The following is a 25,739-nucleotide window of genomic DNA, read 5'->3' as shown; positions in this document are numbered from 1 at the left end:
CCTCTATTTTAATAAATCTTGAGCAACTTTAATTACATTCCCCGCATTCCCCATACCATAATCCATAGCATTAATCGCTGCAATTGGTTTTTGACAAGCTTCTTTAACATCATCAATACGATAAGCTATTTGAGGTCCTATTAAAACACAGTCATATTCCTCAAAATGTCCAATAGCATCTTCAAATCCATATGCTTTCACTTCTAATTCCATATTATTCTCTTTAGAATAGTCCATCATTTTTTTCATTAAAATACTTGTTGATACTCCTGCACCACAAACTAACATAATTTTCATATTTAACATCTCCTTCTTTTCCTATTTATTTTTTAATTTGTCTAATTCTTTTCTAATATCAATCATATCTTCAATCAATTCTTTAGCTAACATAGAAGTCATTAAATGATCCTGAGCATGTACAAATAAAACATTAATATCAAACTTACTTCCTCCAGCTTCTGAAGTTAATATTTCTGTTTGGATTTTATGTGCCATAATTGTACTTTCTTTACATTTTTCAAGTAATAATTTTGCTTCATCAAACTTTCCTTTTTTAGCAGCATATAAAGCATTAAAAGCAGAACTTCTTGCATCTCCTGCATAAGCAATTAACTCAAAAGCATATTGCTCAATTGATTTATTTTCTTCCATTATTTAAACCTCCTATATTTCTTTTATATAACTTAAAATAATTGCAATATCATCATCACAAAATCGTATTTTAAACTTTCTTTCTAATATTTTAAGTATTTTCTTAATTTCTTCAAATAATTTATAATATTCATCTTTTATTTTTGCTGTTTTATTATTGCTTTGACTTTTTTCTCCTTGAATAAGTCTATCTATTAGTGCTGACATGTGCATAAATAATCCAATTGACTGATCTTTTGAAAAATCTTTATCTATTAGCAACTCTAATCTATCTATAATTGGAGGTAAATTTTTCTTAATTTCACTACCTTCAATCATTAAAAGAGATTCTTCTAAATTATTGTAAATACTAGATTCACTTAAATAATCTGGATGATGCAAATGTAATAACTTACGCAATTGTCTTCTATCTGTTTCAAACAACTCAGAAACACTTACAAAAGGAACATATGGATAAATATTAGGATTAAACGTTCCAACAACACAACATATACTTGTATTTTTTCTTATTTCATTAATCTCTAATAACAGTTCTTTATCATCAGAAATAGCTAAAGGAATAACTTTTACTGGAAAATCCCCTAAAACTTCCTCTATATATTCTTTCATTTGAACTGCTCCACCTTGCCCACTCATACATAATGTAATAATAGTCTTCTTTTCATTTTCTTCAGAAGCCTTTTCATAATAAACATCTGATTCAAAACTTAGTGGTTTAATCTTATCAAATACCTCTTTCAAAGTATGACTCATTAAACATTTTCTTGCATAATCAATAGCTAATAATGTTACAGGAACTTCTTGTACTTTTATTTGTATATCAATTTCTTCTGAAATCATTTCAACCATTGTTTTTAGACTACCCATGTCATACATAAATAGTATTCCTGCTCCCCTATCAATATCTAATATTAACGATTTCAATCGTTCATAAGCTTCCATTGGTGATTGTTCTAATGGCATATCAAAACCATATGCTATTGTTTCTTTAACTAAATTGTTTACACTATCACAAATTGAAGTTGCTGTAGATTCCCCATGCATACCTATAAGCAGTACAGGTTTTTTAGTTTCTTTATTTTCATAAAAATGATCACATAAAAACATAGTGATAAAAACAACTTCATCAATTGGTAGATCCACATTAAATTCTTCATCAATTAATGAAACAAAATCAATTGTCAAAGCATATTCAGTAGGATATTTGCCAAGAATTTCATGAATCTGTGATTTTTTAAGTTTACGTCTTTCACCTCTTCTCAGAATAGTTTCATGTAAATGTAAACATAGACCATATAAAATTGATTCTGGAAAGAATCTTTCACACTCAACACTTACTTTTCTTAAAAAATGTGAAACCATATAAATCAATTTCTCACTGACAACTTTTGATAATTGATCAATATTAATAACTTGTTCACTAAGATTATTACTATATTTTTCAAATTCCTTTTCAATGTCAGCATTAATTATCATAGAAATATCTTCTCTATTTAGTCCTTGATTTTCCAAATCACTTACCTTGTTATTAACAACATCATAAATACTTTCTGACTCATCCAAAGCTTCCTCTCTTTTAACATCTCCCTTTGTAAATACATACTTAGAATTTTCTGAAATAATTGATTTCAATTCCTGGTGATAAGTCTTGTATTTGAGAATTCCTCTTCCAACATAATTAGGGAAATCATTAATAGCTAAATATATATACGATTTATTAGAATCTAATTTACGTACATAACCATTAGCACATCCAATTTTAATATCTCTTTTTAATTGTGCAATATTATCTAAACAATCATACATCAACAAACAATAAATAAGTTTTGCATTTACATGTAACTCTTTTTGCATTGATGTTGATTCATCAGTAAAGAACTTTTCAATAAGTTGAAATCTTTCTAATATTGGTCTACTTTGATATCCTTGTAATTTTATATTAATATCAAAATTCTTTATTAATGTGTTCTTGAAACTTTCTGAAATTTCATCATCACAAGTAGCAATAATAACAATATTCTTAGAATTGTAATCGATCGACCCTATAACTTCATTTATTAAAGAAGTTGATAATAATTCAATATGTTCAATATATATGACTCCCTTTTTCACCTGATTTAACTCATTTATTGCCAAACTAAATACTTCTTTAATTCTCTTATAATCATCAGGATAATCTAAACAATTAATATGTATATGATTGTCATCTTGAGATAAGATATCTTGTTCTATAGCGTATTGAATCATCTTTTTAGTAAAATATCTTTTTCCACATCCATTAGGGCCCATAATTAATGTGGATAAGCAATGGGAAGGATACATAATTGCAGCTTTTGCAAATTGAATTGATTCCCGTAAGCTTCCATCGTATCCTATTAAATTATGAAAACAAGATTGTTCAACAATTGATTTATTATCAATAATTCGATATAGAACTGGACGTCCTACAACCTTTTCTATAATTTTTTCTTTTACTAATTGATTCAAAATACGACTAACATTTGCTCGATCTATTTTAAGACTATCTGACAAAAACTGAGTGGATAAACCTTCGCGCGCTTGTGCAGCTACAGACCAATTTTGAATAAATTCTAAAATTAAATCTTTATTCATTTTCATGAATATCACCCCCACTAAATTTAAAAGTTATTTCCATTTCCTTTGTCATTTTAAAATTAACAAATTAAAATTATACTGTCAAACTACCTATTTTCCTTATTTTATACACAGAATTTTACTTTTAATAACATGTGTGTATCTTTCATCCAAAAACTTATATAAAACCAAACTTTTCTTCTTAGCTATATATACTTATTAACGATTTTTTAAGAAAAATTAATAAATAATCACTACACAATAAATTATATAATATACACACTTTTTTATTTATTAAAAAGTATAGATTAATATCAAAATACTAAATTTAATTTTCTATTTATCATTTTAATAATTTTAGCTTTTCCTAATATGTTATAAATTGTATTATTCTAAAAAGTTTTTAGACAAAATAAAAAAAAGCCCCCTTTCGGGAGCTTTATATTAAAGCAGGCTTTCGATTATTCCTCCACCTACAACTAAATCATCTTTGTAGAAAACAACAGATTGACCTTTAGTTATAGCTCTTTGCTTATCTTCAAAAGAAACTTTAACTCTTCCATTTTCCATAGGACTTATAGTAGCCTTAGCTGGTCTAGCTGAATATCTAATTTTAGCTTCAACTTCCATAGGTCCCTCAAGTTTATCTATAGATATGAAGTTTATATCTTTACAAACTAAATCAGTTTTAAAAATATCTTCTTCTGGTCCTACTACAACTGTATTAGTTACAGGATTTATATCAGTAACAAACACCGGCCTTCCAAGAGCTAATCCTAAGCCTTTTCTTTGACCTATTGTATAATAAACTATTCCTTTATGTTTTCCTAAGACAGTTCCATACTTATCAACAAAGTTTCCTGATTTAACTTTGTTTGGAGCAACTTCACATATGTATCTTCCATGATTATTATCTGGAATAAAACATATTTCTTCACTGTCCTTTTTATTATGTACATCTAGACCAATTTCTTTAGCTATTTCTCTAATCTTATCCTTAGTGAATTCACCACAAGGCATTAAAGTATGCTCTAACTGTTCTTGAGTTAGATTATATAAAGCATAAGTTTGATCTTTTCTATCATCTTTTGATCTTATAAGTTGGAATCTTCCATCTCTTTCTTCAATTTTAGCATAGTGACCTGTTGCAACATAGTCTGCACCTATACCTTTAGCTTTTTGTAAAAGCTCATCAAATTTAAGATATTTATTACATGCAATACATGGATTTGGAGTTCTACCTTGTATATATTCATCTACAAAATAATCTATTACGTTTCTTTTAAAACTATCTCTAAAGTTTAAAACATAAAAAGGAATATCTAGTTTTTGAGCAACTCTTCTTGCATCATCAACTGCTGAAAGTGAACAACATCCACCTTCTCTCTCCTCATATTCCTTATCCTCTTGCCATATTTGCATTGTAACACCAATTACATCGTATCCCTGTTCCTTTAAAAGGTAAGCAGCAACGGAGCTATCAACTCCGCCGCTCATACCTATAACAACCTTTTTCTTTGTCACAAAATCACCACTTTAATATTATTCTTAACCATGAACATGCTCATGTATGTCATGTGAATGTTCTTTCATATCCCAAGGCTCTAATCCTTGTCTTTGTCTATAATCATTTATAGCCTTGTGTATAGCTTCCTCAGCTAATACTGAACAATGCATTTTTACTGGTGGAAGACCATCTAAAGCTTCTGCAACAGCCTTATTTGATAATTCCCAAGCTTCTTCAACAGTTTTTCCTTTTATAAGTTCTGTAGCCATACTTGATGAAGCTATAGCAGATCCACATCCATAAGTTTCGAATTTAACATCTTCTACAATATTATTTTCTATTTTAAGATATATTCTCATTATATCTCCACATTTAGCGTTACCAACTTCTCCGATTCCGTTAGCATCTTTAATTTCTCCTACATTTCTTGGATTTTTGAAATGGTCCATAACTTTTTCACTATATATCATGATTAATTCTCTCCTTCTACTTCTACTTCTCTTAAATGATTTTTCCATAATGGTGACATACTTCTTAATCTTTCGATTATTGGTGGTACTTTTTCTAATACGTAATCAACGTCTTCTTCAGTTGTACCTTCACCTAAACTTAATCTTAATGATCCGTGTGCTATTTCATGAGGTAAACCTATTGATAATAACACATGTGATGGATCTAATGATCCTGATGTACAAGCACTTCCACTTGAACCACAAATTCCTTCAAAGTCTAATGAAAGAAGTATTCCTTCACCTTCAATGAATTCAAAGCATACATTTACGTTACCTGGTAATCTCTTACTACCGTCTTTTGGTCCGTTTAATCTTGTAAATGGTACTTCTAATAATCCTTTTATTAACTTATCTCTTAATTTAGAAACTTTAGCTATATGCTCATCTAAATTTTCTCCAGCTATTTCCATAGCTTTTCCTAATCCAACTATTGCAGGTATATTCTCAGTTCCAGCTCTTCTAGCTCTTTCTTGACCACCACCATGGATTAAGTTATCTATTCTTATACCTTTTCTTATGTATAAAACTCCGATTCCTTTTGGTCCATAAACTTTATGTCCAGCTAATGAAAGTAAATCGATATTCATATCTTTAACATCTATCTTTACATTTCCTACAGCTTGAACTGCATCTGTATGGAATATTACTTTTCTTTCTCTACAAATTTTTCCTATTTCCTTAACTGGCTCTATAGTTCCTATTTCATTATTTGCAAACATTATAGAAACTAAGATAGTTTTATCAGTAATAGCATTTTTTAATTCTTCTAAATCAACAAAGCCTTCTTCATTTACATCTAAGTAAGTTACTTCAAACCCTTGTTTTTCTAGCCATTGGCAAGTATGTAATACAGCATGGTGTTCTATTTTTGTAGTTATTATATGATTTCCTTTATTTTTATGAGCAAAAGCTATTCCTTTTATTGCCCAGTTATCAGCTTCTGATCCGCCACCAGTAAAGTAGATTTCATTTGTATCAGCATTTAATACTTTAGCTACTCTTTCTCTAGCAGTATCTATAGCCATTCTTGATTCTCTTGAAACTCCGTAAAATGCTGATGGATTTCCAAACTTATTTGTGAAATATGGTAACATTTCCTCTAATACTTCTGGTTTAACATATGTAGTTGCTGAATAGTCCATATAAACAACTCTATTATTCATTTTCTTCACTCCTACTAACAATTTTTAAAGCTTCACTTTTTTCTTTCATAGCTTTATAATCTTCTACTATATCTTTAAGTGTTACTGAATTAGTAACTTCATCTATACTTGTTTTTATCTTTTTCCATAAAAGTCTAGTTGCACAACAATCAACATTATTGCAAGTTACACCATCTAAACAATCTGATATTTCTATTGGACCTTCTAAAACCTCAATAATATCTGAAACTGTTATATCTTCTGGTTGTCTATTTAAAATATATCCTCCTTGAGCACCTCTAATACTCTTTATAAGCTTAGCTTTTCTTAAAGAACTAAATAATTGCTCTAAGTAATATTCAGATATATTTTGTCTTTGCGATATTGACTTTATTGACACAGGTGATCCACCATAATGTATAGCTAAATCAACCATTGCTTTTACACCATATCTTCCTTTGGTAGATAATTTCATTTAATCACCTCTAAATCTGACTAATTCGATGTACTTTATGTGATTATAATATCAAAACCGAGTAAATTTGTCAACAATAATCAACATTTATTTATTTTTAACATTATTCCAGTAAGCTTTTATACTATTTTCGTATTTATTATCCTTAGGCTTATAATATTCTTTTCCGCTCATATTTTCTGGCATATATTCTTGACTAATATAGCTATTAGGATAATTATGAGGATATAAATAACCACCAACACCTAAATTACTTGCCCCACTATAATGAGCATCTTTTAAATGTTTTGGGACATCCCCTGCATTATTTCTTTCTAAATCTCTCAAAGCATCATCAATAGCTATATAAGCGCTATTTGACTTAGGTAAGGTAGCCAAATAAATTACTAATTCAGCTAATATTATTCTTGCCTCTGGCATTCCTATTTTCAAGCAAAGATCTATTCCACTATTTACAACCTGCAAGGCATTTGGATGAGCAAGCCCTATATCTTCAGCTACAATTACTCCTATTCTCCTAATTACGCTATCCATATTCCCACCCTTAATAAGTCTAGCTAAATAGTGAATTGCCGCATCTGGGTCGCTTCCTCTTATACTTTTTTGAAGAGCACTTAACAAATTATAGTAATCATCTCCTGATGAATCAGATTTCAAGTTAGATTGTCCTAATTTTTCTACATAATCTTTATTTAAAATAATATTATTTTTTTCTTGAGATTTAATAGATAACTCTAATACCGTGTAAGCCTTTCTTACATCTCCTTGAGAAATCTCTCCAATATATTTTAAAACACCTTCTTCAAGTGAAATCTCATATCCTTCTTTTTCAAGTTTACTTATAGCTCTTTCTAGGGCTATTATTATATCTTCAGTACTCACTGGCTTAAATTCAAATATAGTACTTCTACTTAGTATAGCCTTATGTATAGCAAAGTATGGATTTTCTGTAGTACTTGCTATTAATACAACTCTTCCATCTTCAATAAACTCCAAAATTGCTTGCTGCTGTTTCTTATTAAAATGCTGAAGTTCATCTATATATAGTATTATTCCCTTAAAATTCAATAAATTATCTATATCAGAAGTTATACTTTGTATTTCTTTTATTGAAGATGTAGTGGCATTTATTTTATAAAATTTCTTATCAGTGTAATTTGAAATTATATTAGCTAAAGTAGTTTTTCCAACCCCAGGTGGCCCATAAAAAATACAATTCATTATATTTTTGTTTTTTATAAGTTTATTTAAAGGAGTTCCTTCTCCTACAATATGTTTCTGTCCAACTATATCCTCTAAATTTTTAGGACGCATAATATCCGCTAAAGGTCTCAAAGTTTTCGTAATCATCAAATTTTTAACAACATTACTATGTTACAATAAGACTTTTCTTACTTTTCATATTCATTAAAAACACTCTTATTTCTATAACATATTATGTTAATATAAAACTTGATAATTTTCCTCCCTTCCTATACTTTTATAATTAATTCTATTTAATCAATTCTATTTCTTAAAGGTACATTCTTTATTAACAATTATACAATAAAAAAAGATTCTAATAAAAACTATCAGAATCTTTATATTAAAATTTTCTTTTAAAGAAGTTCTACCTCTTGTCCTAAAACAATCTCACCTCCATTTAATACCTTTGTAAATATACCATAAGCAGGCATTATACATCTTCCAACTTGATAGTATATTGCACATTTATCATGACACTTCTTTCCTATTTGTGTTACTTCTAGAAGAACATCTCCTATTTTTATTTTTTGTCCTATAGGAAGTTTATTTAATTCTATTCCATCTACAACCAAGTTTTCTCCAAAAGCTCCAAAATCTACATTTCCACCATCAGCTCTAAAATCTTCTATTTTTTCAAAAGCTAATAAACTTACTTGTCTATGCCATTTTCCAGCATGAGCATCGCCTTTAATTCCGAAATCTTCTATAAACTCAGCTTTAGGAACTTGTACCTTAGATGTACCTTTCTTTTCACTTATACAAATAGCTCTTACATTACTCATGATTATCCTCCTATTTCATACATAAATCTTTTATCTTCATCTTTTTCATTCATTTTAAAATTATGTTTTTCTGGCTTTTCATAAATACTTTTTTTGATTATCTCCCTAAGTTCTTCATCACTTATTCCCGCTCTCATCTTATCTCTTAGGTTTATTCCATACTTCCAATGTAAACATTGTTTCATAAAGCCTTCAGGAGTAACCCTTATTCTATTGCAATCATCACAAAAGCAATCACTCATAGCACTTATAAAGCCGATTTTTCCTTTAAAACCTTCTATCCTTATGTATTTAGCTGGTCCATTCATTCTTAAAGTTTTCTTATCACTCAATACATTTTTATATTTTTTTATAATTTCTAAAATCTCGCTATTAGTAACTCCTTTAAACCTTTTACCTTCTCCAATAGGCATAAGCTCTATAAACCTAACATCTATTGGGTTTTTACAAGCTAAATTTACTAAATCTAAAATTTCATCTTTATTGAAATCTTCTAATATTACAGCATTTATCTTTACCTTAACATTATTTTGCAAACATTTTTCTATTGAATAAAGAACTTTATCTAATGTTCCTATCCTTGTTATTTTCTTAAATCTATCTTCTTTTAATGTATCTAAACTTATATTTACTCTCTTTAATCCATTTTTACTAAGTTCTTTTACTTTATCTCCTAGTAACATTCCATTAGTTGTTAAACAAATCTCTTCTATCTCAGGTACTTTGTTTATATTTTTTATTAAATCTACTACACCTTCTCTTACAAGAGGCTCTCCTCCTGTAAGTCTTACTTTTTTTATACCAATAGAAGCACACGCTTTAACAACTCTTAAAATCTCATCTAAAGTCATAAGCTTATCATTATGAATAAAATCATTATGATCCTTCTCCATACAATAAGCACATCTTAAATTACATTTATCAGTTAAAGAAATTCTTAAATAATCAATCTCTCTTCCATACTTATCTTTCATTTTCTCACCTTCTTCTTTATACAAATTCCATTCTATTTTCTATAGGTGAATAATAATCTACTTACTTTCCAAAGGAACAATGCGGGAAAGTACAAACTGGACAATTTAAACAAAGTCCCCCATGACCATATTTAGCTATATCTTTTAAAGTTAATCTTTCATCTGCTAAAATTCTTGGAAGCACTAAATCTAAAGCTGTTCTCTTTGAATACATTGCACAGCTTGGTATTCCTATAATAGGAACATCATTATAGTAAGCTAAAAGAAGCATAGCTCCAGGAAGTATAGGTGAACCATATGTTATCAACTCCCCTCCACATTCCTTTATAGCTGTTGGAGTAACATCATCTGGATCAACTGACATTCCTCCTGTACAAAGTATAAGTTCCGCTCCTTCATCTAATGCTCTTTTTATTTCATTTATAATTTTTTCCTTGTTATCAGGAAGAATAACTTGTCTTTCAAGATCTATATTAAATTCTTTAAGCTTCTCCTTAAGAACAGGACCAAAGGCATCTTTTATTCTTCCACTATAAACTTCATTTCCTGTAGTTATTGCAAAAGTCTTCTTATTTTTTATCTCTTTAACCTCTATGATCTTATCTTTTATAAGATTTTCTGCTTCTATTATTTTATTTTCATCTATAACTAGTGGAATTACTCTAGTAGCTCCCACTTTATCACCTTTTTTAACTGGAAAATCCCCATGAATTGTAGAAACTATTATTTCACCTAACATATTTAATTCTAATAATTTTTCCTTATCTATTTTTAAAAGCCCGTCTTTATCAGCTAAAAATTCTATTTTTCCTTCTTTTATTTCTCCAAAACTTAACCCTTCTCCACAAACTAAATTCTTTAATCTTTCAGCAGCCTCGTTTTCATGAAGCATTCCCTCTTCTTTTTCCCATACATAAACATGTTCTTTTCCTATTGATAAAAGTTTTTCTATATCCTCTTCTCTTATAACATGACCCTTTTTAAAAGCTCTTCCTTTAAACTTACCTGGTATTATTTGAGTTACATCATGAGATAATATTGTTCCAACAGCATCTTCAACTCTTATTTGTTTCATATTAATCCTGTTATAAGTTATTTATTTTAAATTAATTTCCATCTAAATTATACATTTAAAACTAAATAACTTTAAACAGTTCACCTCCTCTTAATGTTTTGAGTATATAAAAGATTTCCTATTTTTCTCTTTTCTTTATTAAATCTTCATATTCATCAATTGTATTTATATTATAAAAATTCTTTATTTCTTTTTTATGCACTTTTTCTATAAAAGGAAACTCTTCAACTACTTTCATAGAAAAATTCAAACATGTTTTTATCAATTTATTACTATTATTTATAAGTTCTTTTTTAATAACATCTTTGCAACTTTTTTTATATATAGCACAAAGAGGTTGTAGTCTTTCCTCAAACTTAGGAATTAAAATTTCATATTCTTCCTCTATATTTCCTAAATAATTAACCACAGCTTTATTTATAAAAGGCATATCACAGGCAACAACTAAGCAATAGTCATTTTTAATATAATTTAAAGCTGAATGAATACCACTTAAAGGCCCTTGACTAGGATATATATCCTTAAAAACTTTAAGTCCAAACTCCTTATACTCTTCTGGATTATTAGATATTATTATTATTTCCTCATAATCTTCTAGAGCATTTATTATTCTCTCTATAAAATAATCATCTTCATATTTCAAAAAAGCCTTATTTTTATAATTCATTCTACTACTTTTCCCCCCTGCTAAAATAGCAGCACTCTTTTTTATCACCTTAATACACCTCCTATAAACTTATTATTTTTAAACTAATTATTTATTATAATTTTATTATGTTTACTACTTCTCCTCTATTTAAGCCTTCATTTCCTTTTTCAATTTCTATTAAGCAATTAGCATTTAGAAGAGAACTTAATATACCATTTCCACTCTTAATTTGAGTTATATAAACTTTTGCTCCATTTTCATCATATATAACATTACCTCTTAAAAATCTTCTTTGAGGACTTTTTTTATTAAAAGAATCCTTTAATATTCCCTTTTCTCTTTTAATATTTATTTCCTCTTCCTCTCCCTCTAGTTTTTTAAGTACTGGCTTTCCTAATAATTCAAATGTAGTTAAGGCTGCATTTGGATTTCCTGAAAGACTAATCAATATTTTTTCTTTCTTTTTACTACAAACAACTGCAGAACCAGGTTTAATTTTTATTTTCCAAAATAACCTTTCAAAACCTATACTTTCAGCAACCTTTTGCATAAGGTCCTTTTCTCCCACAGAAGCTCCTCCAGTAGTAAATACTATATCTGATTTTTCAAAGGCTTTTTCTATAGCTTCTCCTATTTTTATTATATTGTCTCCTACATGTTCCATAGATAAAACATTGTATCCTAGTTCTTCTACCCTTGCACTTAAACTATATAAATTGCTGTCATATATTTTTCCTGGTTTTAAGGTTGAATGTATATCACACACCTCATCTCCTGTACTAATTATTGAAACCTTTGGCTTTTTGTAAGCAAGAATCTCACTTATACCAGAACTAGCCATGATACCTAAATCAGCATAATCAAGTCTTTTACCTTCTTTAATTAAAATTTCTCCAATTTTTATATCTTCACCAATAAAAGATATATTCTCATAAGCTTTCATTTCCTTAAATATTTTAACCAAATTTCCATATCTTTCAGTTTCTTCTTGCTTCAATACGCAATCAGCTCCTATAGGAATTGGCGCCCCAGTCATAATTCTAACAGCCTCTCCAGATTTAATTTCTCTTTCAGGCCACATACCAGCAAATATCTCATCTACTATTTTAAGCTTTATAGGATTTTCTTTTGATGCTCTCTTAGAATCCTCTGATCTAAAAGCATATCCATCAAAAACTGACTTATTAAAGGGAGGATTATTAATCTTAGATTTAACGTCACCATACAAAACTCTCTTTAAAGAATCCTTTATGCTAACAACCTCACTTTTTAAAGCCTTAGTATTTTCATTTAATATTTCAAGTGCTTCTTCTAAAGCTATAAATTTTTTCAAAATATCACCATCCCTTTATAAAATAAAATGCTTATTATTTTTGTTATAATAACAAGAATAATAAGCATTAAATTAAATAGTCTTTTTAGACCTTAATATTAAAACCAAAATAATAATTAATAATAATTTTTTATAATTATTATGTTTTTTAGTTTTGCTTATTCTCCTTCCCAAAATACGTGGAGGTAAAATTCTTTCAAACCTTACCCTGTGGATTACTTAAATTAAACCAATTAACAATTTAAGTGTTTTTCTTATTAAACTTAATGTTAAAAGTTCAAATTAATAATTTAGTAATCCAGGCTTAAAAATCATAGAACCTTCTCCTTAGATTTTTAAGCTTGGAGATTTATACTAATTTTCTATTACAAGATTAGCAATTTCTTCGTAATTATTCAAATCAACAACTCTAACTCCCTCTAAGAATAAGCTAACATCACTAGCAACTCCTATAAGCTTTTCTTTTGGAGTTATTATATTTCTACTAACACCTTGTCTATATATTTCAAGTTTTCTATAATCACTCTTTTTATAACCTTCTATTATTATAAAATCGAAATCTTCAACTTGCTTTATTAACTCTTCTAGAGAAATTTCTTCTTGAACTTCTCTTATAAGAGCCATTCTTTTACTTGAGGAAATTATAACTACCTCAGCTCCTGCTTTTCTATGACGCCAAGTGTCTTTTCCTTCTTTGTCTATATCAAAACCATGAACATCATGCTTTATAGTAGCAACAGTATATCCTCTATTTTTAAGTTCCTTTATAAGACCTTCTATTAAAACTGTTTTTCCTGTATTAGAACAGCTCGCAACTACATTCACAATTTTAGCCAAAGCCTTTTCCTCCTATATAATTTATATATAATTTATATATAATATATTATTTCTAAATTAAAATTTCAATACTTATATTAAATTATAATTTAGATTAATATGTGTACTCTAAGTTTTCTTTTATATTGAAGAAATCTGCATAGTCAATTTCAAATAATGGTTTTTTAACCTTTGATACATGTATCTTTTCTTTTATAATCTGAGTTAAAACTCCTGTATAAGATAAATCACCTTGAATTATAGCTCCATAAATTTTACCATCTTTATGGATTATTTTTTTATAATTCTCTCCTGAAATATCAACTTCTTCTGTATAAGAAGAATCTGGAACATTAACAACACCTAAAGACATTGTTGTAAGCCCTAAGAAATTCATTGTATTCTTACTTCCAAAGAAATCTTCCATGAATATTTCATTACCAACCATATTGTTTGCTGCTATTATACCTTCTTTTACAGCAGTTGGCCATATAGGATTTCTTCCAGTAATATCTCCTGCTCCATAGACATCTCTTGCATTAGTTTCTCCTTTTTCATTGATGATTAACCCAAATCTATCTATTTCTATAGAACTATCTTTTAAGAATGCCACATTTGATCTAACTCCAGTTGCAACTACTATAAGCTCACAAGGAATTTCTTCTCCTGTATTTATAAGTAATGCCTTTGGATTTTTATTTTCATCTATTAAAACTTTTTCTGCTCTAACTCCAAGTTTTAATTTAACTCCAGCATCTTCAAATCTTTTTTCGTATTTAGAAGAAGCATATTTATCAAGTTGAATTGGAAGAACTCTATCACCCATTTCAACTAAAGTAACATTTAAATCTTTTCCTACAAGTCCTGCTATGGCATCTATACCAACAAGTCCTGCGCCTAAAACAACTACATTTTTAACTTTTTCTGCCTCTTCTCTTATTTTAATAGCATCATCTAAGTTTCTTAAGCCAACAACATTTTTAGCTTCTCTTAAATTCTCTATTGGAGGAATGAAAGCTGAAGCTCCTGTTGCTAATAATATCTTATCATATTTTAAACTTTCTCCATTTGAAAGAACTATTAAATGCTCTTTGTCATCTATAGATTTAACTTCCAAACCTTTTTTCCACTCTATATTATATTTTTCAAAGAAATTTCTATCTGTAAAATCTAAAGCCTCAATATCTCTATGGCCACTTATGTAATGATGTAATATACATCTTGAATAAACATTTTCGTCTTTTGAAACTAATATTATTTCTGCATCCTTATCAAGTTCTCTAAGTGTTTTTGCTCCACTTATTCCAGCAGCTGATGCCCCCACAACAATATATCTCATCTTATTCTTCTACCTCCTCTAAAGTTATTGCTCCCATTGGACATTTTGCAACGCATTGAGGAGTTTTTTCTGGTGTATTTGCACACATATCACATTTCATTATATATTTATTCATTTCATGTTCAGCTTTTAATACTCCATATGGGCAAGCCATTACACACATAAAGCAACTTGCACATCTTGATTTATCATAAGTGACAAAACCAGTTTCATTATCTTTTTTCATAGCACCACTCATACAAGTATAAACACACTCAGGTCTATCACAGTGTCTACAAAAAATAGGAGTATATTTTCCTTCACTTGTTATTGCAATTCTACTTCTTGTATCCTCTGAATCATGAGAAACTATACAAGCAGTTGTACATGTTAAGCATCCCACACATTTATCTCTATTAATTTTTATTCTTTTCAAAATAATCTCCTCCTACTTTCTAACCTTTTCTATATTAACTTGAACTGTCTTATATGAAGGTTCCTTAGAATAAGGATCGAACACAGATGGTGTTAATGCATTTGTTTCTATATAGTGTATTGGAGCATATAAAGTTTTTTCTTTAACATTATCAGTTAATCTTGCTATAAATTTAGATGTTTGCCCATTTGATGAATGAATTAAAACTTCATCATTTTCTTTTATATCAAGCTTTTCCGCATCTTTTCTATTTATATCTACATAAGCTTTTTGTGAAACTATATTAGTTACAGCTTGTATTTCTCTAGTTCTAGTGTGAGTATGCCATTGTCCTACAGTTCCTCTACCAGTGTTTAAGTTAAATGGAAACTTTTCATTTATAGCATTTGGATTTTCAGTTACATCTTCAAAAACAAACTTAGCTTTTCCACTTGGAGTGTAGTATTTTCCATCTTCAAATAATCTTCTTTCATCAGACTCTAATTCTTCTCCTTCTCTACAGGGCCATTGAATCCCTTTAGAATCTCTTAATCTTTCATAAGATACTCCTGTAATATCACAAGGCATTCCTTTGCTACATTCTCTTAGAAGTTTAAAAGCATCCTCTGGAGTTCTCCATTTATCTAAAAGACTTCCCATTCCTAATGCTTCTCCAATTCCTAAGAATATTTCATAATCACTTAATTCATCTTCTTCCTTCTCTAAAACAGGAGTTAACGCTGAAAGTCTACGCTCAGTATTTATTAAGAAACCTTCTTTTTTAATAGCTGGAACTGAAGGTAAATATAAATCACATTCTTTAGAACTATCTGTGTCTTGATAAATATCTTGCACTACAAAGAAATCTAGGTTTTTCATAGCTTTTTTAAACTCTTCATTGTTACTAAATGAATGTCTAGGGTTAGTACAAATTACCCATAACCCTTTAATTTCTCCCTTATTTATTCCTTTTATTATTTGCTCATAATCTAAAGTCGGCTTAGTTGGAAGCATATTTTCATCCATTCCTAATATATCAGCAACTACTTTTCTTCTCTCTTGATTATTATATTCTCCACCACCATAAAGCCCAGTTGTATTACTGAACATTCTAGATCCCATAGCATTACATTGTCCTGTTAAAGAGTTAGCTCCTGTTCCTTCTCTCCCAATGTTTCCTGTAATTAAAGCAAGATTTATAATGGCTTGAGCAGTTCTAACAGCTTCATAGCTTTGGTTAACTCCCATTGTCCACCAGAATGAAACCCTCTTTCCTTCATGGATTATTTTTGCAAGGTCTAAAACTCTCATCTTAGAGATTCCTGTTCTTTCCTCAACATCTTCTAATGTATATTTTTTAACATGTTTTTTGAAATCCTCAAAGCCCTCTGTGTAATTATTTATATAATCTTCGTCTATCCATCCTTTTTCTATAAGAACATTTGCTAAAGTATATAAAAGAGCTAAATCTCCTTTAGTTTTTATATCAATCCACATATCTGAATTCATAGCTGTCTCAGATTTTCTTGGATCTATAGTAATTACTTTGGCATCCTTATTTTTTCTAACTCTTCCCCAAGCTATTGGATGAGCTATAACTGGATTTGCTCCAATAAAGAATATAGTATCTGAAAGTTCTAAATCTTTTAAAGTATATGGAGGTGCATCAAATCCAAAGCTTTGTTTATAAGCTACAACTGCTGATGCCATGCAAAGTCTTGTATTACCATCTCCATTTATACCCATGTAATTTCTTCCTACATGACCTAAAAGAGCCATTTCCTCTGTTGGTAATTGACCTGTACTTATGTAAGCTACACTTTCTTTACCATACTTTTTTTGAATAGCTGTCATCTTACTAGCAAATAAATCAAAAGCCTCTTTCCATTCTATATCTTTTCTTTCTTCATCTTTCATTTTAAGTAAAGGCTTTTTAGAGCCATTAAACTTAGTGCATTGTTTATCTAAATTAAGTCCTTTTATACAAGAAAACCCCTTATTAACTGGATAATATGGAGTTGGAACTACTTTTTTTATTTTTCCATCCTCTGTGTAAAAATCTAAATTACACGCAAGAGCACAATAGTTACAAGTAGATTGTATTCTTTTCATACTTTTTCCTCCGTTTACAAACATAACTTTGTTAAAATTTTATCACACTTCTTTGAAGTATATCATTATATTCTCCATAATAATATGATAATTATCACACTTTTTTAAATATATTTTAATTCATTTTTTTTATTTTTTCTATAATACTCTTTACTTATTTCAAATTTCTTAACTTCTTTATAAAAAACAAAGTATCTAAAGAATATAAATAAACCTAATATTTATAATACTCTAAAGATACTTTTTTTGTGTTTAAACTATATTTTAAGTATAATAATTTTATAAAATCTTAAATTTACATAAGCTTTTTACTAAAAACTCCATCTAAATTTAATTGAGATACTCTCTTTTGAATTTCATCTTTATCTATTGTATAAAGTCCTAACTCTTTCATTCTATTAAAGTAAACTGAACCAGCAAAAGTATATCTATTTTTCTTACCTTCTCTAGATTGAGATTCCTCATTAGCAAAGGCTATTATATCCCCTAATACAGTTGCTCTTGGTAGAATTAAGTAGGGAATTCCTAAACCATGCCTTACTGCATTGTGCCCAGCTAGAGTACCTGTAACTATAGCTTCTGTATGTCCAACAAAAAGTCCTGATTTTTCTCCTGCACAGAATAAATTAGTAACTCCTTTAACCTTCATATTATCATCCCTTGGAGCCACTGATAAATATCTTATAGAGTTACCCTTTCCACCTGCATACGGATCAACATACTTAGCATTTTCAAGCCCCTTAATCTTTCTAAGTTTTTCAAGAGGATAATAAGTGGTCATAAGTTTAGCATGTCCAGTATCTAATAAAACTACATTTTCTGCAAACTCCTTAAGAGCATATTGCTGACATACCTTGGCATTTAATTTATCATAATTAACATCTTCTTTTGGAATTTTAATAACAACACATCCTTTTTCATCAAGCTCTTTTCTTATTTCTTCTGAAAGAGTTTCTTTTGCAAGCTTACAAGAACCACTAAAAGCTCCAAGTTCATCTCCAACTCTTTCTCCTTGAATATCATCAACTCCGCATCTTGAACTTATACTTATTCTAGGACCAAAAGAAGGACATCTTAAAATACACATAGAACATCCATTACCATATCTCAAACAATTCCCCATAGGACCTGTTGACCCAGTAGTTTCAATGAAAACATCTCCTGGATAATATTGTCCATCACTTGTGTAAACTCCTAAAATTTTATTGTCTTCTTGTTTTATATCAATAACTCTAGAAACCATTTTTGTTTCAATTCCTAGACTTTCTATATATCTCTTAACTTCTCCCTCAACTAAATTAACATCATAAAGCCAAGCATGTTCATGTCCTGGAAATGGTATATCTTTGTGTCTACTAACCTTATCAGTTATATTTATTAAATCTCCACCTCCCATAGCTATTAATTCTTCTGAGGCTGTGTATCTTCCATTGTTCCTCATTATTCCACCAACATTACCAAGTCCTAATAATAAATCTGTCTTTTCAAAAAGAACTACATCTGCCCCAATTTTTTTTGCTTCAATAGCAGCTGCAACTCCTGACCATCCTCCACCAATAACAACAACCTTCATAAAAACTCTCCCTTCTATAAATTAATCTTTATTAAATGAATCTTCTATCTTGAAATATCTTTCTAGGATCACTTTGTACCTTACAAAGTCTTTTTACCTTGTGACCAGCAAATCTAGCTGTACAGCTTCCACATACCCCTTCTCCGCAGCACATTTTAGCATTATTGCAACAAGATACTTTTGTAGATTCATCTTTTAAATCATTTAAATATTCTATAAGTTTATAAGTTAATATATCCGCTCCAGCACAATGAATTAAATCCCATTGTCCATTTTTAATAGCTTCCTTTGCTTCATTTGATATTTCACCTTTATTAATTAAATTCATAGGAATATATTCAATATCGTATTCCTCTAAATATTTTTCTATATAACTTTCTTTAAAAGGTGCCTTATCTAAAAGAATTTTAACCTTATTTCCTTCCTTGACTAACTTTTTAACAACTGGTATAGCAGGAGCTAAACCAATTCCTCTACAAAGTACAAGAACCTCTCCATTCTTAGTAGAATCTATATTTTTTATTCCAAAAACTCCATTGAAATAAGGCCCTCTTATTGTTATCTCTCCTTTAACCTCAGTATTTAAGAGCCTCTTAGTTTTTATTCCTCTAACCTCAATAAGTACTTTTATTACATTTTTATCTGCATCAGATTCTAAAATAGATATAGGTACATCAAAAAATGGATTATCTTTAGTTCTTATAAAAATAAATTTACCTGGTCCAAGTAAATCAATACAAAGTTTATGTGGTGCCTTAAACTCAATAAATAACAATCCTTCTTCAACTTCTAAGACATCTATTATATCACATGTAAAAGTTTTTCTTCCTTCCTTAGCTTTAAAACCATTACTTGCAAATTCTTCATATATGCAAACGCCCTTCCAGTTTACACAATCACAAAAACACTTTCCGTGAAGTTGAGAACAAAGTATGCACTCTCCTTCCTCTGCTAAGTGACAAGGACAAAATTCCGTACCAGCATCTATACAATCAATTACTTCATAATCCATAAAAACCCTCCCATTTGAATTCTTACTATTAAAATATCCGTAAGAGATTAAAAATGTTACAAAATTCTTATTTTATATATTTTTTATAAAATTTTTTAAAAAATAAAAGGTGTTATATCAAAACATTAATATAACACCTTTTATTTTAAGAATAATTCTCTTTTACATATTCATAAACTCTTTCAGTAGCTTCCCATCTAGTTGGACAATTTAAAACTACTATAATTATGTTTCTCCCATTATGATCTACAGAACTTACTAAGCATTTTCCTGCTTGACCAGTATAACCTGTTTTTCCACCATTTGCATTAGGTAATTTCCAAAGCATTTTATTTATGTTGTTATAGCTTCTAGTAAAATTATATTTTTCAGCTCCTACTTCTTTAGTCCCTGATATCTCTCTAAAGAAAGGTTCTTCCATAGCTTTCGACATTAAAACTGCTAAATCATAAGCAGATGAAAAATGCATTTGGCTATCTAATCCATGAGGAGATTGAAAGTTTGAATCTTTAAGCCCTAACATTCTAGCAAAATCATTCATAAGTATAGAAAAATCCTCTATGCTACCACCAATATGTTCCGCAATTGCTATGGCAGCATCATTTCCTGATTTATACATAAGCCCAAAAAGAAGTTCTCTCATTGTAACTTTTTCTCCAGCTCTAAATCCAACTTTAGATCCTCTAATACTTGCTGCAGTCTTAGATATTATAACTTCCTCATCCAAGTCAGAATAATTTATGGCAACTAAAGCTGTTAATATTTTCGTAGTACTTGCCATAGGTACATTTCTAAAGGCATTCTTTTCATATAAAATTTTTTTATTTTTAGCATCATATGCAATAGCAAAATGTGCATCTGGAGTAATATCCTTACACTGCTTTCCATCTCCATCTTTTATATCCATAGTCTCTATTGAAGTTTCATCTGGAATATAACTTTCCTTTCCAAGAACAATAACATTAGAGCATATAGATATTGTTATTAAAAAAAACATAAGAATTGAAATCTTCTTTTTCATAAAATATCTCTCCTTAAACTAAGCTTTTTTCTTATGAAACCTTCTTTTATTAGCTTTCCAAGTTATAAATTTAATAACCTAGTATATTTTTGGATAATTAAAGCTATTATTGTCAATAATGTATAAATGGTAAGGAGGTTTATAATGTGCTGAAGTTTTTTTTTATATTTCTATTATTAATACTTTTAGTTTTATTGTTTTTTCCAATCAACTTAAAATTTAAATTACTAATTTCAGAGAAAGATTTAAAGATTAATTTCTATAAATTCGAAATATTATCTTTAAATAAAATATTAGAAGCACATAAAGAAAAAGAAGAAATTTCAAAAGAAATAAATACTGAAACTAAAATAAATAAATCTTCTAAAAAGAAAAGAACCTTTTTAAAACCTCCATCTAAACTTACCATTATGAAATTAATAAAATTGCTAAACAAAAGTAAATTTAAACCCTATTTAAAAGTTGTATTAAACTTAAATTATTCAACTGAAGATGCAGCTTTAACTGCCTTATTATATGGATTTACTCATCAAGTTTTATCTCTATCATATTTATGTTTAAATTACTTTTTTAAATTAAAAGAATTTTCTGGAAGCATAAGACCTAAATTTAACAACGAAAATTACTTATTATTTGAAATTGAAGGTATAATAACCATAAATTTTGCTCAAATTATATATATAGGATTTCTATACTTATTAAATTTCAAGAAATTATAGATATTATTTTTAATAGAGTAAAAAAACTTAGGAGGTTTGTACTATGATAAACTCAAATCACCCAATAGAAAATCTAATGGGCACAACAATGGAAAATATCCGAGACATGATAGATGTTAATACTGTAGTTGGAGATGCAATACAAACTAAAGATGGAAGCTATATAATTCCAATATCAAAAGTTTCCTTTGGATTTGCTTCTGGAGGCTCAGAACTTCCAAATAAAGAATCAGAAAAAATAGAAGATAGATTCGCCTTTGGTGGAGGCTCTGGTGCAGGTGTTAGTGTAAAACCAGTTGCTTTCTTGGTTCTTAAAGGTGATTCAGTAAGACTATTACCTGTAAATCAGAATAACACTTATGACAGAATAGTAGACAATATTCCTCAAATAATTGAAATATTTAAGGATATGGGAAACAAAAAATGTAAGGATAGAAAAGAAGATTCTAATTATTGTGATTAAAAGCCTGCTATAGCGTTATTAACTCATTCAAATAGTTTCTTAATTATTCCTGATTTTATTGAAGAGTTAAACATTATAAATACCCTCTAATGCAATAAAATTAACCAATCAAACTCCATAATAAAATAACCTAAAACCTAAAAAATAATATTCTTACTTCGCAGGGAGTAAGAGCTAGAAACTTCATAATTTAGTGAGTTAATTCGCTATTTAAATAATAAAAGGTAGAGAATAATTTATATTCCCTCCCTTTTCATTTACCCTTACTAATTATTATCTATTCTTCAACAGTGTCTTCAATTTCCTCATCAGTTTCAAATAATTCTATAGATGGAAGTTCCCCTAAATCATTTAGTGCAAAATGTCTTAAAAATTCATCTGTAGTTCCATAAAGTATCGGTCTTCCTGGAACTTCTAATCTACCAGTTTCCTCCACTAAATTTTTTTCAACAAGTCTTTGTATAGCACTTTCGCTTTTTACTCCTCTTATCTCATCTATCTCAACTCTAGTAATAGGTTGCTTATAACATATTATTGCTAAACTTTCTAAAGAAGCCTGAGATAATGATTGTCTAACATTCTTTTTTAAAAGTTTTTGAACATATTCACTATTTTTTGTTTTAGTAACTAACTGATAAGTTCCATTTAAACTAATAATTTTTATCCCTCTTGAACTGTCTCCATTATATATATTCATTAATTCTCTCATTAAATCTTCTACATATTTAAAATCTTCTTCTACTATTCTACATATATCTTTTAAATCAAGAGGTTCACCACTAACAAATAAAAGGGATTCTATAATAGACTTAAGTTCGTCTTTTTTAGATATTTCACTAAATTCTATTTGATTTATATCACTCATTTACTATCACCTTTTCCATCATAATCTCACCAAAGTTTTCATATTGGACAACTTTAACTTCGCTGCTTTTTATAAGTTCAAGCATTGCCATAAAAGTAACAACTACCTCCAACTTACATTCACACTGTGGTATAAATTCTGAAAATCTAATAACGCTCTTTTCATTAAGCTTACACCTTAAGAATTTTATTTTATCAGTAATTTTATATTTATCTACGCTTATCTTTTTCTCCATAATATTTACGTTTTGTTTTTCACCATAAATTCTCATAAGATTATTATAAAGCTGATAAAGATCAAGCATAGTTATATTTTTAAAATAATCCTCATCAAGTTTGTTGTCCACTTCAACCTGAATAATTTCAGCTTTTTTGGTAAATACTTCTCCAGTAGAAAGTTCTCTTTCTCTTAAATAATCACTTATTTTCTTAAACTTTTTATACTCTTGAAGTTTTTCCATTAATATTTTCTGAAGATCTTCCTCACAAGTCTCATCTTCAACTTTAACTTTAGGAAGTAATGATTTCGATTTTATTTCTATTAAAGTAGCTGCCATAACTATAAACTCTGAAGTTATTTCTAAATCAAGTTCCTTCATTAAGGCTATATATTCTAAATACTGTTTTGTGATTTCATGAATCTTTATCTCAGTAATACTCATTTCATTTTTTTTGATTAAATGCAAAAGCAAATCAAAAGGTCCATCAAAGTTTTTTAGTTTGATAATTGGCATTTCCATAGTTTATTTTTCTCCTACTATTCAAAACTTCACATAATATCATAACAACTATCATATAAAAAAGCAATTAACACTAAAATCAATACATAAAAGAATTTGATTTTATAAAAATTAAAAATATCAAGAATTATTCTAAAAAAAATTTCTTAGTTAATAGATATAAAGATAAATATAAAATCCTTTAATTATATATAAAAACAACTAGCATAAGGAGACTATATGCTAGTTGTTCTTCTTTTAACTTATAGGTATTTATTTTTAATTTCTAATCAATACAATAAAATGTCTAAATAATATTCTATTTTTCACTACTCTTTTCTTCTGTTTTCTCTTCTACTTTATCTTCCTCTTCACCATTAAAGAAATTCTTAACCTTGAATTTAACACTATCAATAATTCCACCTTTTCTCATATCTCTATCTGAATATAATTCAACTTTACCTAAAAGTTCACCATCTAGATAATATTCACAATATCCAACAGTATCAAATTCTTTAATTTTTTTCTTACTTTCATCTAAAACAACTTTTTTCTCTATTCTGTCACCCATACCCTTTGGACAGACTAAAGTTAAATCATCTTTAGCTTTTCCGATAATAAACTTATCCTCTATTTGACTCATAGGAATTTGTTCTACATCACCATCTTTTGTAGCTACTTGCTTGCTTTCAAACTTAGAAAATCCATAATTCATAAGCATACTAGCATCTCTATTTCTTATTTTAAATGTTGGAGCTCCCATTATTACTGAAAGCATTCTAACTCCATCCCTAGTAGCTGTAGCTGATATACAATATTTAGCGTCATTAGTGAATCCAGTTTTAAGACCATCACATCCCTTAAAGAATCTAACTAATTTATTATGGTTAACAAGTTCAATAGGAGATTTTCTTCCTTCTGATATAGTTTCCATATAAGTTCCAGTATATTTTAATATAGTAGGATGTTTTAATAATTCCCTAGACATAATAGAAATATCATATGCAGTAGATAGATGTCCTTCTATAGGAAGACCTGTGCAGTTTTTGAATGTTGTATTTTTCATTCCAAGCTCTTGAGCTCTTTTATTCATCATTTCAACAAAACCACTTTCACTTCCACCTAAATATTCCGCCATAGCTACAGCAGCATCATTACCTGAAGCTATTCCTATACCTTTTATAATCTCCTCAACAGTTCTTACTTCTCCAATATCTAGTAGCATAGTACTACCACCCATTTTCTTAGCAGTTTCGCTTACTGTGATTTGATCTGAAAGTTTCATCTCTCCTCTATCTATTTTTTCCATGGCAAGTAGCATTGTCATAATTTTAGTTACTGATGCAGGTGCAAATTTTTCATTAGCATTTTTTTCATAAATAATTTTTCCTGTACTAGCTTCCATAAGAAGAGCTGATCTTGCTTCTACATCTATTACTTCTTCAGCTTTTACAGGAACAGAAGAAACAATGCTAAATAAAGATAAAAACATTGCAAATGTTGCTATTTTTCTTATGTATCTTTTCATAATATCTCCTCCTTTCTTGCTTATTTTCTCCCAAAAGAAATAAATTATAAGCAAAAAAAGAAAAAGTTATCCTATACTTTAGTTTGTATAAGATAACTTTAACGAGATAATATATAATGATTAACTAAAATCTATTTATTTAAAGTGGTTGGATTTCTTGTTAGATATAGTTATTCACAGATTACGATGCATAACTATAAATATTAAATATACCTGACAAGAATCCAACCATCTCTAAA

The 25,739-nt window shown here is 28.7% G+C and carries 25 protein-coding genes and 1 riboswitch; of the genes, 2 read left to right on the top strand and 23 right to left on the bottom strand.

Translation table 11 applies throughout. The features are described 5' to 3' along the window. Window positions 1–3 precede the first annotated feature (3 nt). From Q1J60_RS03975 to Q1J60_RS03880, 20 genes are all read right to left on the bottom strand, one after another. Entirely contained in the window at window positions 4–297 is a 294-nt protein-coding gene (locus tag Q1J60_RS03975; RefSeq protein ID WP_300258775.1) for a PTS sugar transporter subunit IIB, read from the bottom strand. 21 nt (window positions 298–318) lie between these two features. Further along, window positions 319–651 (bottom strand): PTS lactose/cellobiose transporter subunit IIA, encoded by a 333-nt coding sequence (locus tag Q1J60_RS03970; protein ID WP_300258772.1) that lies wholly within the window; start codon window positions 649–651, stop codon window positions 319–321. A 12-nt stretch (window positions 652–663) separates the two neighbouring features. After that, the gene (locus tag Q1J60_RS03965; RefSeq protein ID WP_300258769.1) at window positions 664–3,270 is read right to left on the bottom strand and encodes a PRD domain-containing protein; all 2,607 of its coding nucleotides are present in this window, start codon (window positions 3,268–3,270) and stop codon (window positions 664–666) included. Window positions 3,271–3,690: 420 nt separating this feature from the next. Next, window positions 3,691–4,743: a tRNA 2-thiouridine(34) synthase MnmA gene (mnmA, locus tag Q1J60_RS03960; protein ID WP_300258847.1), complete on the bottom strand. Its 1,053-nt coding sequence runs from the start codon at window positions 4,741–4,743 to the stop codon at window positions 3,691–3,693. A 51-nt stretch (window positions 4,744–4,794) separates the two neighbouring features. Next, window positions 4,795–5,223, bottom strand: a complete 429-nt coding sequence (gene nifU / locus Q1J60_RS03955) for a Fe-S cluster assembly scaffold protein NifU (protein ID WP_003451659.1) — start codon at window positions 5,221–5,223, stop codon at window positions 4,795–4,797. 2 nt (window positions 5,224–5,225) lie between these two features. Next, entirely contained in the window at window positions 5,226–6,428 is a 1,203-nt protein-coding gene (gene nifS / locus Q1J60_RS03950; protein ID WP_300258766.1) for a cysteine desulfurase NifS, read from the bottom strand. Beyond that, window positions 6,421–6,882 carry an RrF2 family transcriptional regulator gene (locus Q1J60_RS03945; protein ID WP_300258763.1) on the bottom strand — a complete coding sequence of 154 codons (462 nt, stop codon included), beginning with the start codon at window positions 6,880–6,882 and terminating at the stop codon, window positions 6,421–6,423. The genes nifS and Q1J60_RS03945 overlap by 8 nt, the downstream gene beginning before the upstream one ends. An 87-nt stretch (window positions 6,883–6,969) precedes the next feature. Further along, window positions 6,970–8,217, bottom strand: coding sequence for a replication-associated recombination protein A (locus tag Q1J60_RS03940; RefSeq protein WP_498038022.1), 1,248 nt, complete (start codon window positions 8,215–8,217; stop codon window positions 6,970–6,972). A 263-nt stretch (window positions 8,218–8,480) separates the two neighbouring features. Next, window positions 8,481–8,909, bottom strand: coding sequence for an MOSC domain-containing protein (locus tag Q1J60_RS03935; protein WP_300258759.1), 429 nt, complete (start codon window positions 8,907–8,909; stop codon window positions 8,481–8,483). A 2-nt stretch (window positions 8,910–8,911) separates the two neighbouring features. Beyond that, window positions 8,912–9,883 (bottom strand): GTP 3',8-cyclase MoaA, encoded by a 972-nt coding sequence (gene moaA / locus Q1J60_RS03930; RefSeq protein ID WP_300258756.1) that lies wholly within the window; start codon window positions 9,881–9,883, stop codon window positions 8,912–8,914. A gap of 61 nt (window positions 9,884–9,944) precedes the next feature. After that, on the bottom strand, window positions 9,945–10,958 hold the full coding sequence (locus Q1J60_RS03925) for a molybdopterin-binding protein (protein WP_300258753.1): 1,014 nt from the start codon (window positions 10,956–10,958) through the stop codon (window positions 9,945–9,947). A gap of 118 nt (window positions 10,959–11,076) precedes the next feature. Further along, a complete protein-coding gene (locus Q1J60_RS03920) occupies window positions 11,077–11,673 on the bottom strand; it encodes a molybdenum cofactor guanylyltransferase (RefSeq protein WP_300258751.1) in 597 nt (198 codons plus the stop codon). A gap of 46 nt (window positions 11,674–11,719) precedes the next feature. Then, window positions 11,720–12,940, bottom strand: coding sequence for a molybdopterin molybdotransferase MoeA (locus tag Q1J60_RS03915; RefSeq protein ID WP_300258748.1), 1,221 nt, complete (start codon window positions 12,938–12,940; stop codon window positions 11,720–11,722). 147 nt (window positions 12,941–13,087) lie between these two features. Further along, window positions 13,088–13,299: riboswitch (molybdenum cofactor riboswitch) on the bottom strand. After that, a complete protein-coding gene (gene mobB, locus Q1J60_RS03910) occupies window positions 13,295–13,777 on the bottom strand; it encodes a molybdopterin-guanine dinucleotide biosynthesis protein B (RefSeq protein ID WP_300258746.1) in 483 nt (160 codons plus the stop codon). (Overlaps the previous riboswitch by 5 nt.) Before the next feature lie 94 nt (window positions 13,778–13,871). Next, window positions 13,872–15,095: an NAD(P)/FAD-dependent oxidoreductase gene (locus tag Q1J60_RS03905; RefSeq protein WP_300258744.1), complete on the bottom strand. Its 1,224-nt coding sequence runs from the start codon at window positions 15,093–15,095 to the stop codon at window positions 13,872–13,874. Window position 15,096: 1 nt separating this feature from the next. Further along, complete coding sequence (locus tag Q1J60_RS03900) at window positions 15,097–15,510, bottom strand: 4Fe-4S dicluster domain-containing protein (protein ID WP_300258741.1); 414 nt, start codon at window positions 15,508–15,510, stop codon at window positions 15,097–15,099. A 12-nt stretch (window positions 15,511–15,522) separates the two neighbouring features. Beyond that, on the bottom strand, window positions 15,523–17,601 hold the full coding sequence (locus Q1J60_RS03895; RefSeq protein WP_300258738.1) for a nitrate reductase: 2,079 nt from the start codon (window positions 17,599–17,601) through the stop codon (window positions 15,523–15,525). 295 nt (window positions 17,602–17,896) lie between these two features. Continuing rightward, entirely contained in the window at window positions 17,897–19,174 is a 1,278-nt protein-coding gene (locus tag Q1J60_RS03890; protein WP_300258735.1) for an FAD-dependent oxidoreductase, read from the bottom strand. A gap of 31 nt (window positions 19,175–19,205) precedes the next feature. Then, window positions 19,206–20,186, bottom strand: a complete 981-nt coding sequence (locus Q1J60_RS03885; RefSeq protein WP_300258732.1) for a sulfide/dihydroorotate dehydrogenase-like FAD/NAD-binding protein — start codon at window positions 20,184–20,186, stop codon at window positions 19,206–19,208. A gap of 145 nt (window positions 20,187–20,331) precedes the next feature. After that, the gene (locus tag Q1J60_RS03880; RefSeq protein ID WP_300258730.1) at window positions 20,332–21,207 is read right to left on the bottom strand and encodes a D-alanyl-D-alanine carboxypeptidase family protein; all 876 of its coding nucleotides are present in this window, start codon (window positions 21,205–21,207) and stop codon (window positions 20,332–20,334) included. Window positions 21,208–21,353: 146 nt separating this feature from the next. On the opposite strand from Q1J60_RS03880, the gene Q1J60_RS03875 reads away from it, so the two are divergent. Both Q1J60_RS03875 and ytfJ read left to right on the top strand, forming a co-directional pair. Further along, a complete protein-coding gene (locus Q1J60_RS03875; RefSeq protein WP_300258727.1) occupies window positions 21,354–21,926 on the top strand; it encodes a DUF2953 domain-containing protein in 573 nt (190 codons plus the stop codon). A gap of 43 nt (window positions 21,927–21,969) precedes the next feature. After that, a complete protein-coding gene (ytfJ, locus tag Q1J60_RS03870) occupies window positions 21,970–22,389 on the top strand; it encodes a GerW family sporulation protein (RefSeq protein ID WP_300258724.1) in 420 nt (139 codons plus the stop codon). Window positions 22,390–22,666: 277 nt separating this feature from the next. Here the strand turns inward: ytfJ and scpB are convergent, their stop codons facing one another. The 3 genes from scpB to Q1J60_RS03855 form a co-directional block, all read right to left on the bottom strand. Then, window positions 22,667–23,254 carry an SMC-Scp complex subunit ScpB gene (gene scpB, locus Q1J60_RS03865; RefSeq protein WP_300258720.1) on the bottom strand — a complete coding sequence of 196 codons (588 nt, stop codon included), beginning with the start codon at window positions 23,252–23,254 and terminating at the stop codon, window positions 22,667–22,669. After that, window positions 23,247–23,993 (bottom strand): segregation/condensation protein A, encoded by a 747-nt coding sequence (locus Q1J60_RS03860; protein ID WP_300258719.1) that lies wholly within the window; start codon window positions 23,991–23,993, stop codon window positions 23,247–23,249. The genes scpB and Q1J60_RS03860 overlap by 8 nt, the downstream gene beginning before the upstream one ends. Before the next feature lie 298 nt (window positions 23,994–24,291). Continuing rightward, window positions 24,292–25,500, bottom strand: coding sequence for a D-alanyl-D-alanine carboxypeptidase family protein (locus tag Q1J60_RS03855; RefSeq protein ID WP_300258716.1), 1,209 nt, complete (start codon window positions 25,498–25,500; stop codon window positions 24,292–24,294). Window positions 25,501–25,739 lie beyond the last annotated feature (239 nt).

This window comes from Clostridium sp. (assembly GCF_029258205.1).
Classification (GTDB): Bacteria; Bacillota; Clostridia; order Clostridiales; family Clostridiaceae; genus Sarcina.
Note: the sequence above shows the minus strand (reverse complement) of the source record. Positions and strands in the feature narration are given on the sequence as shown.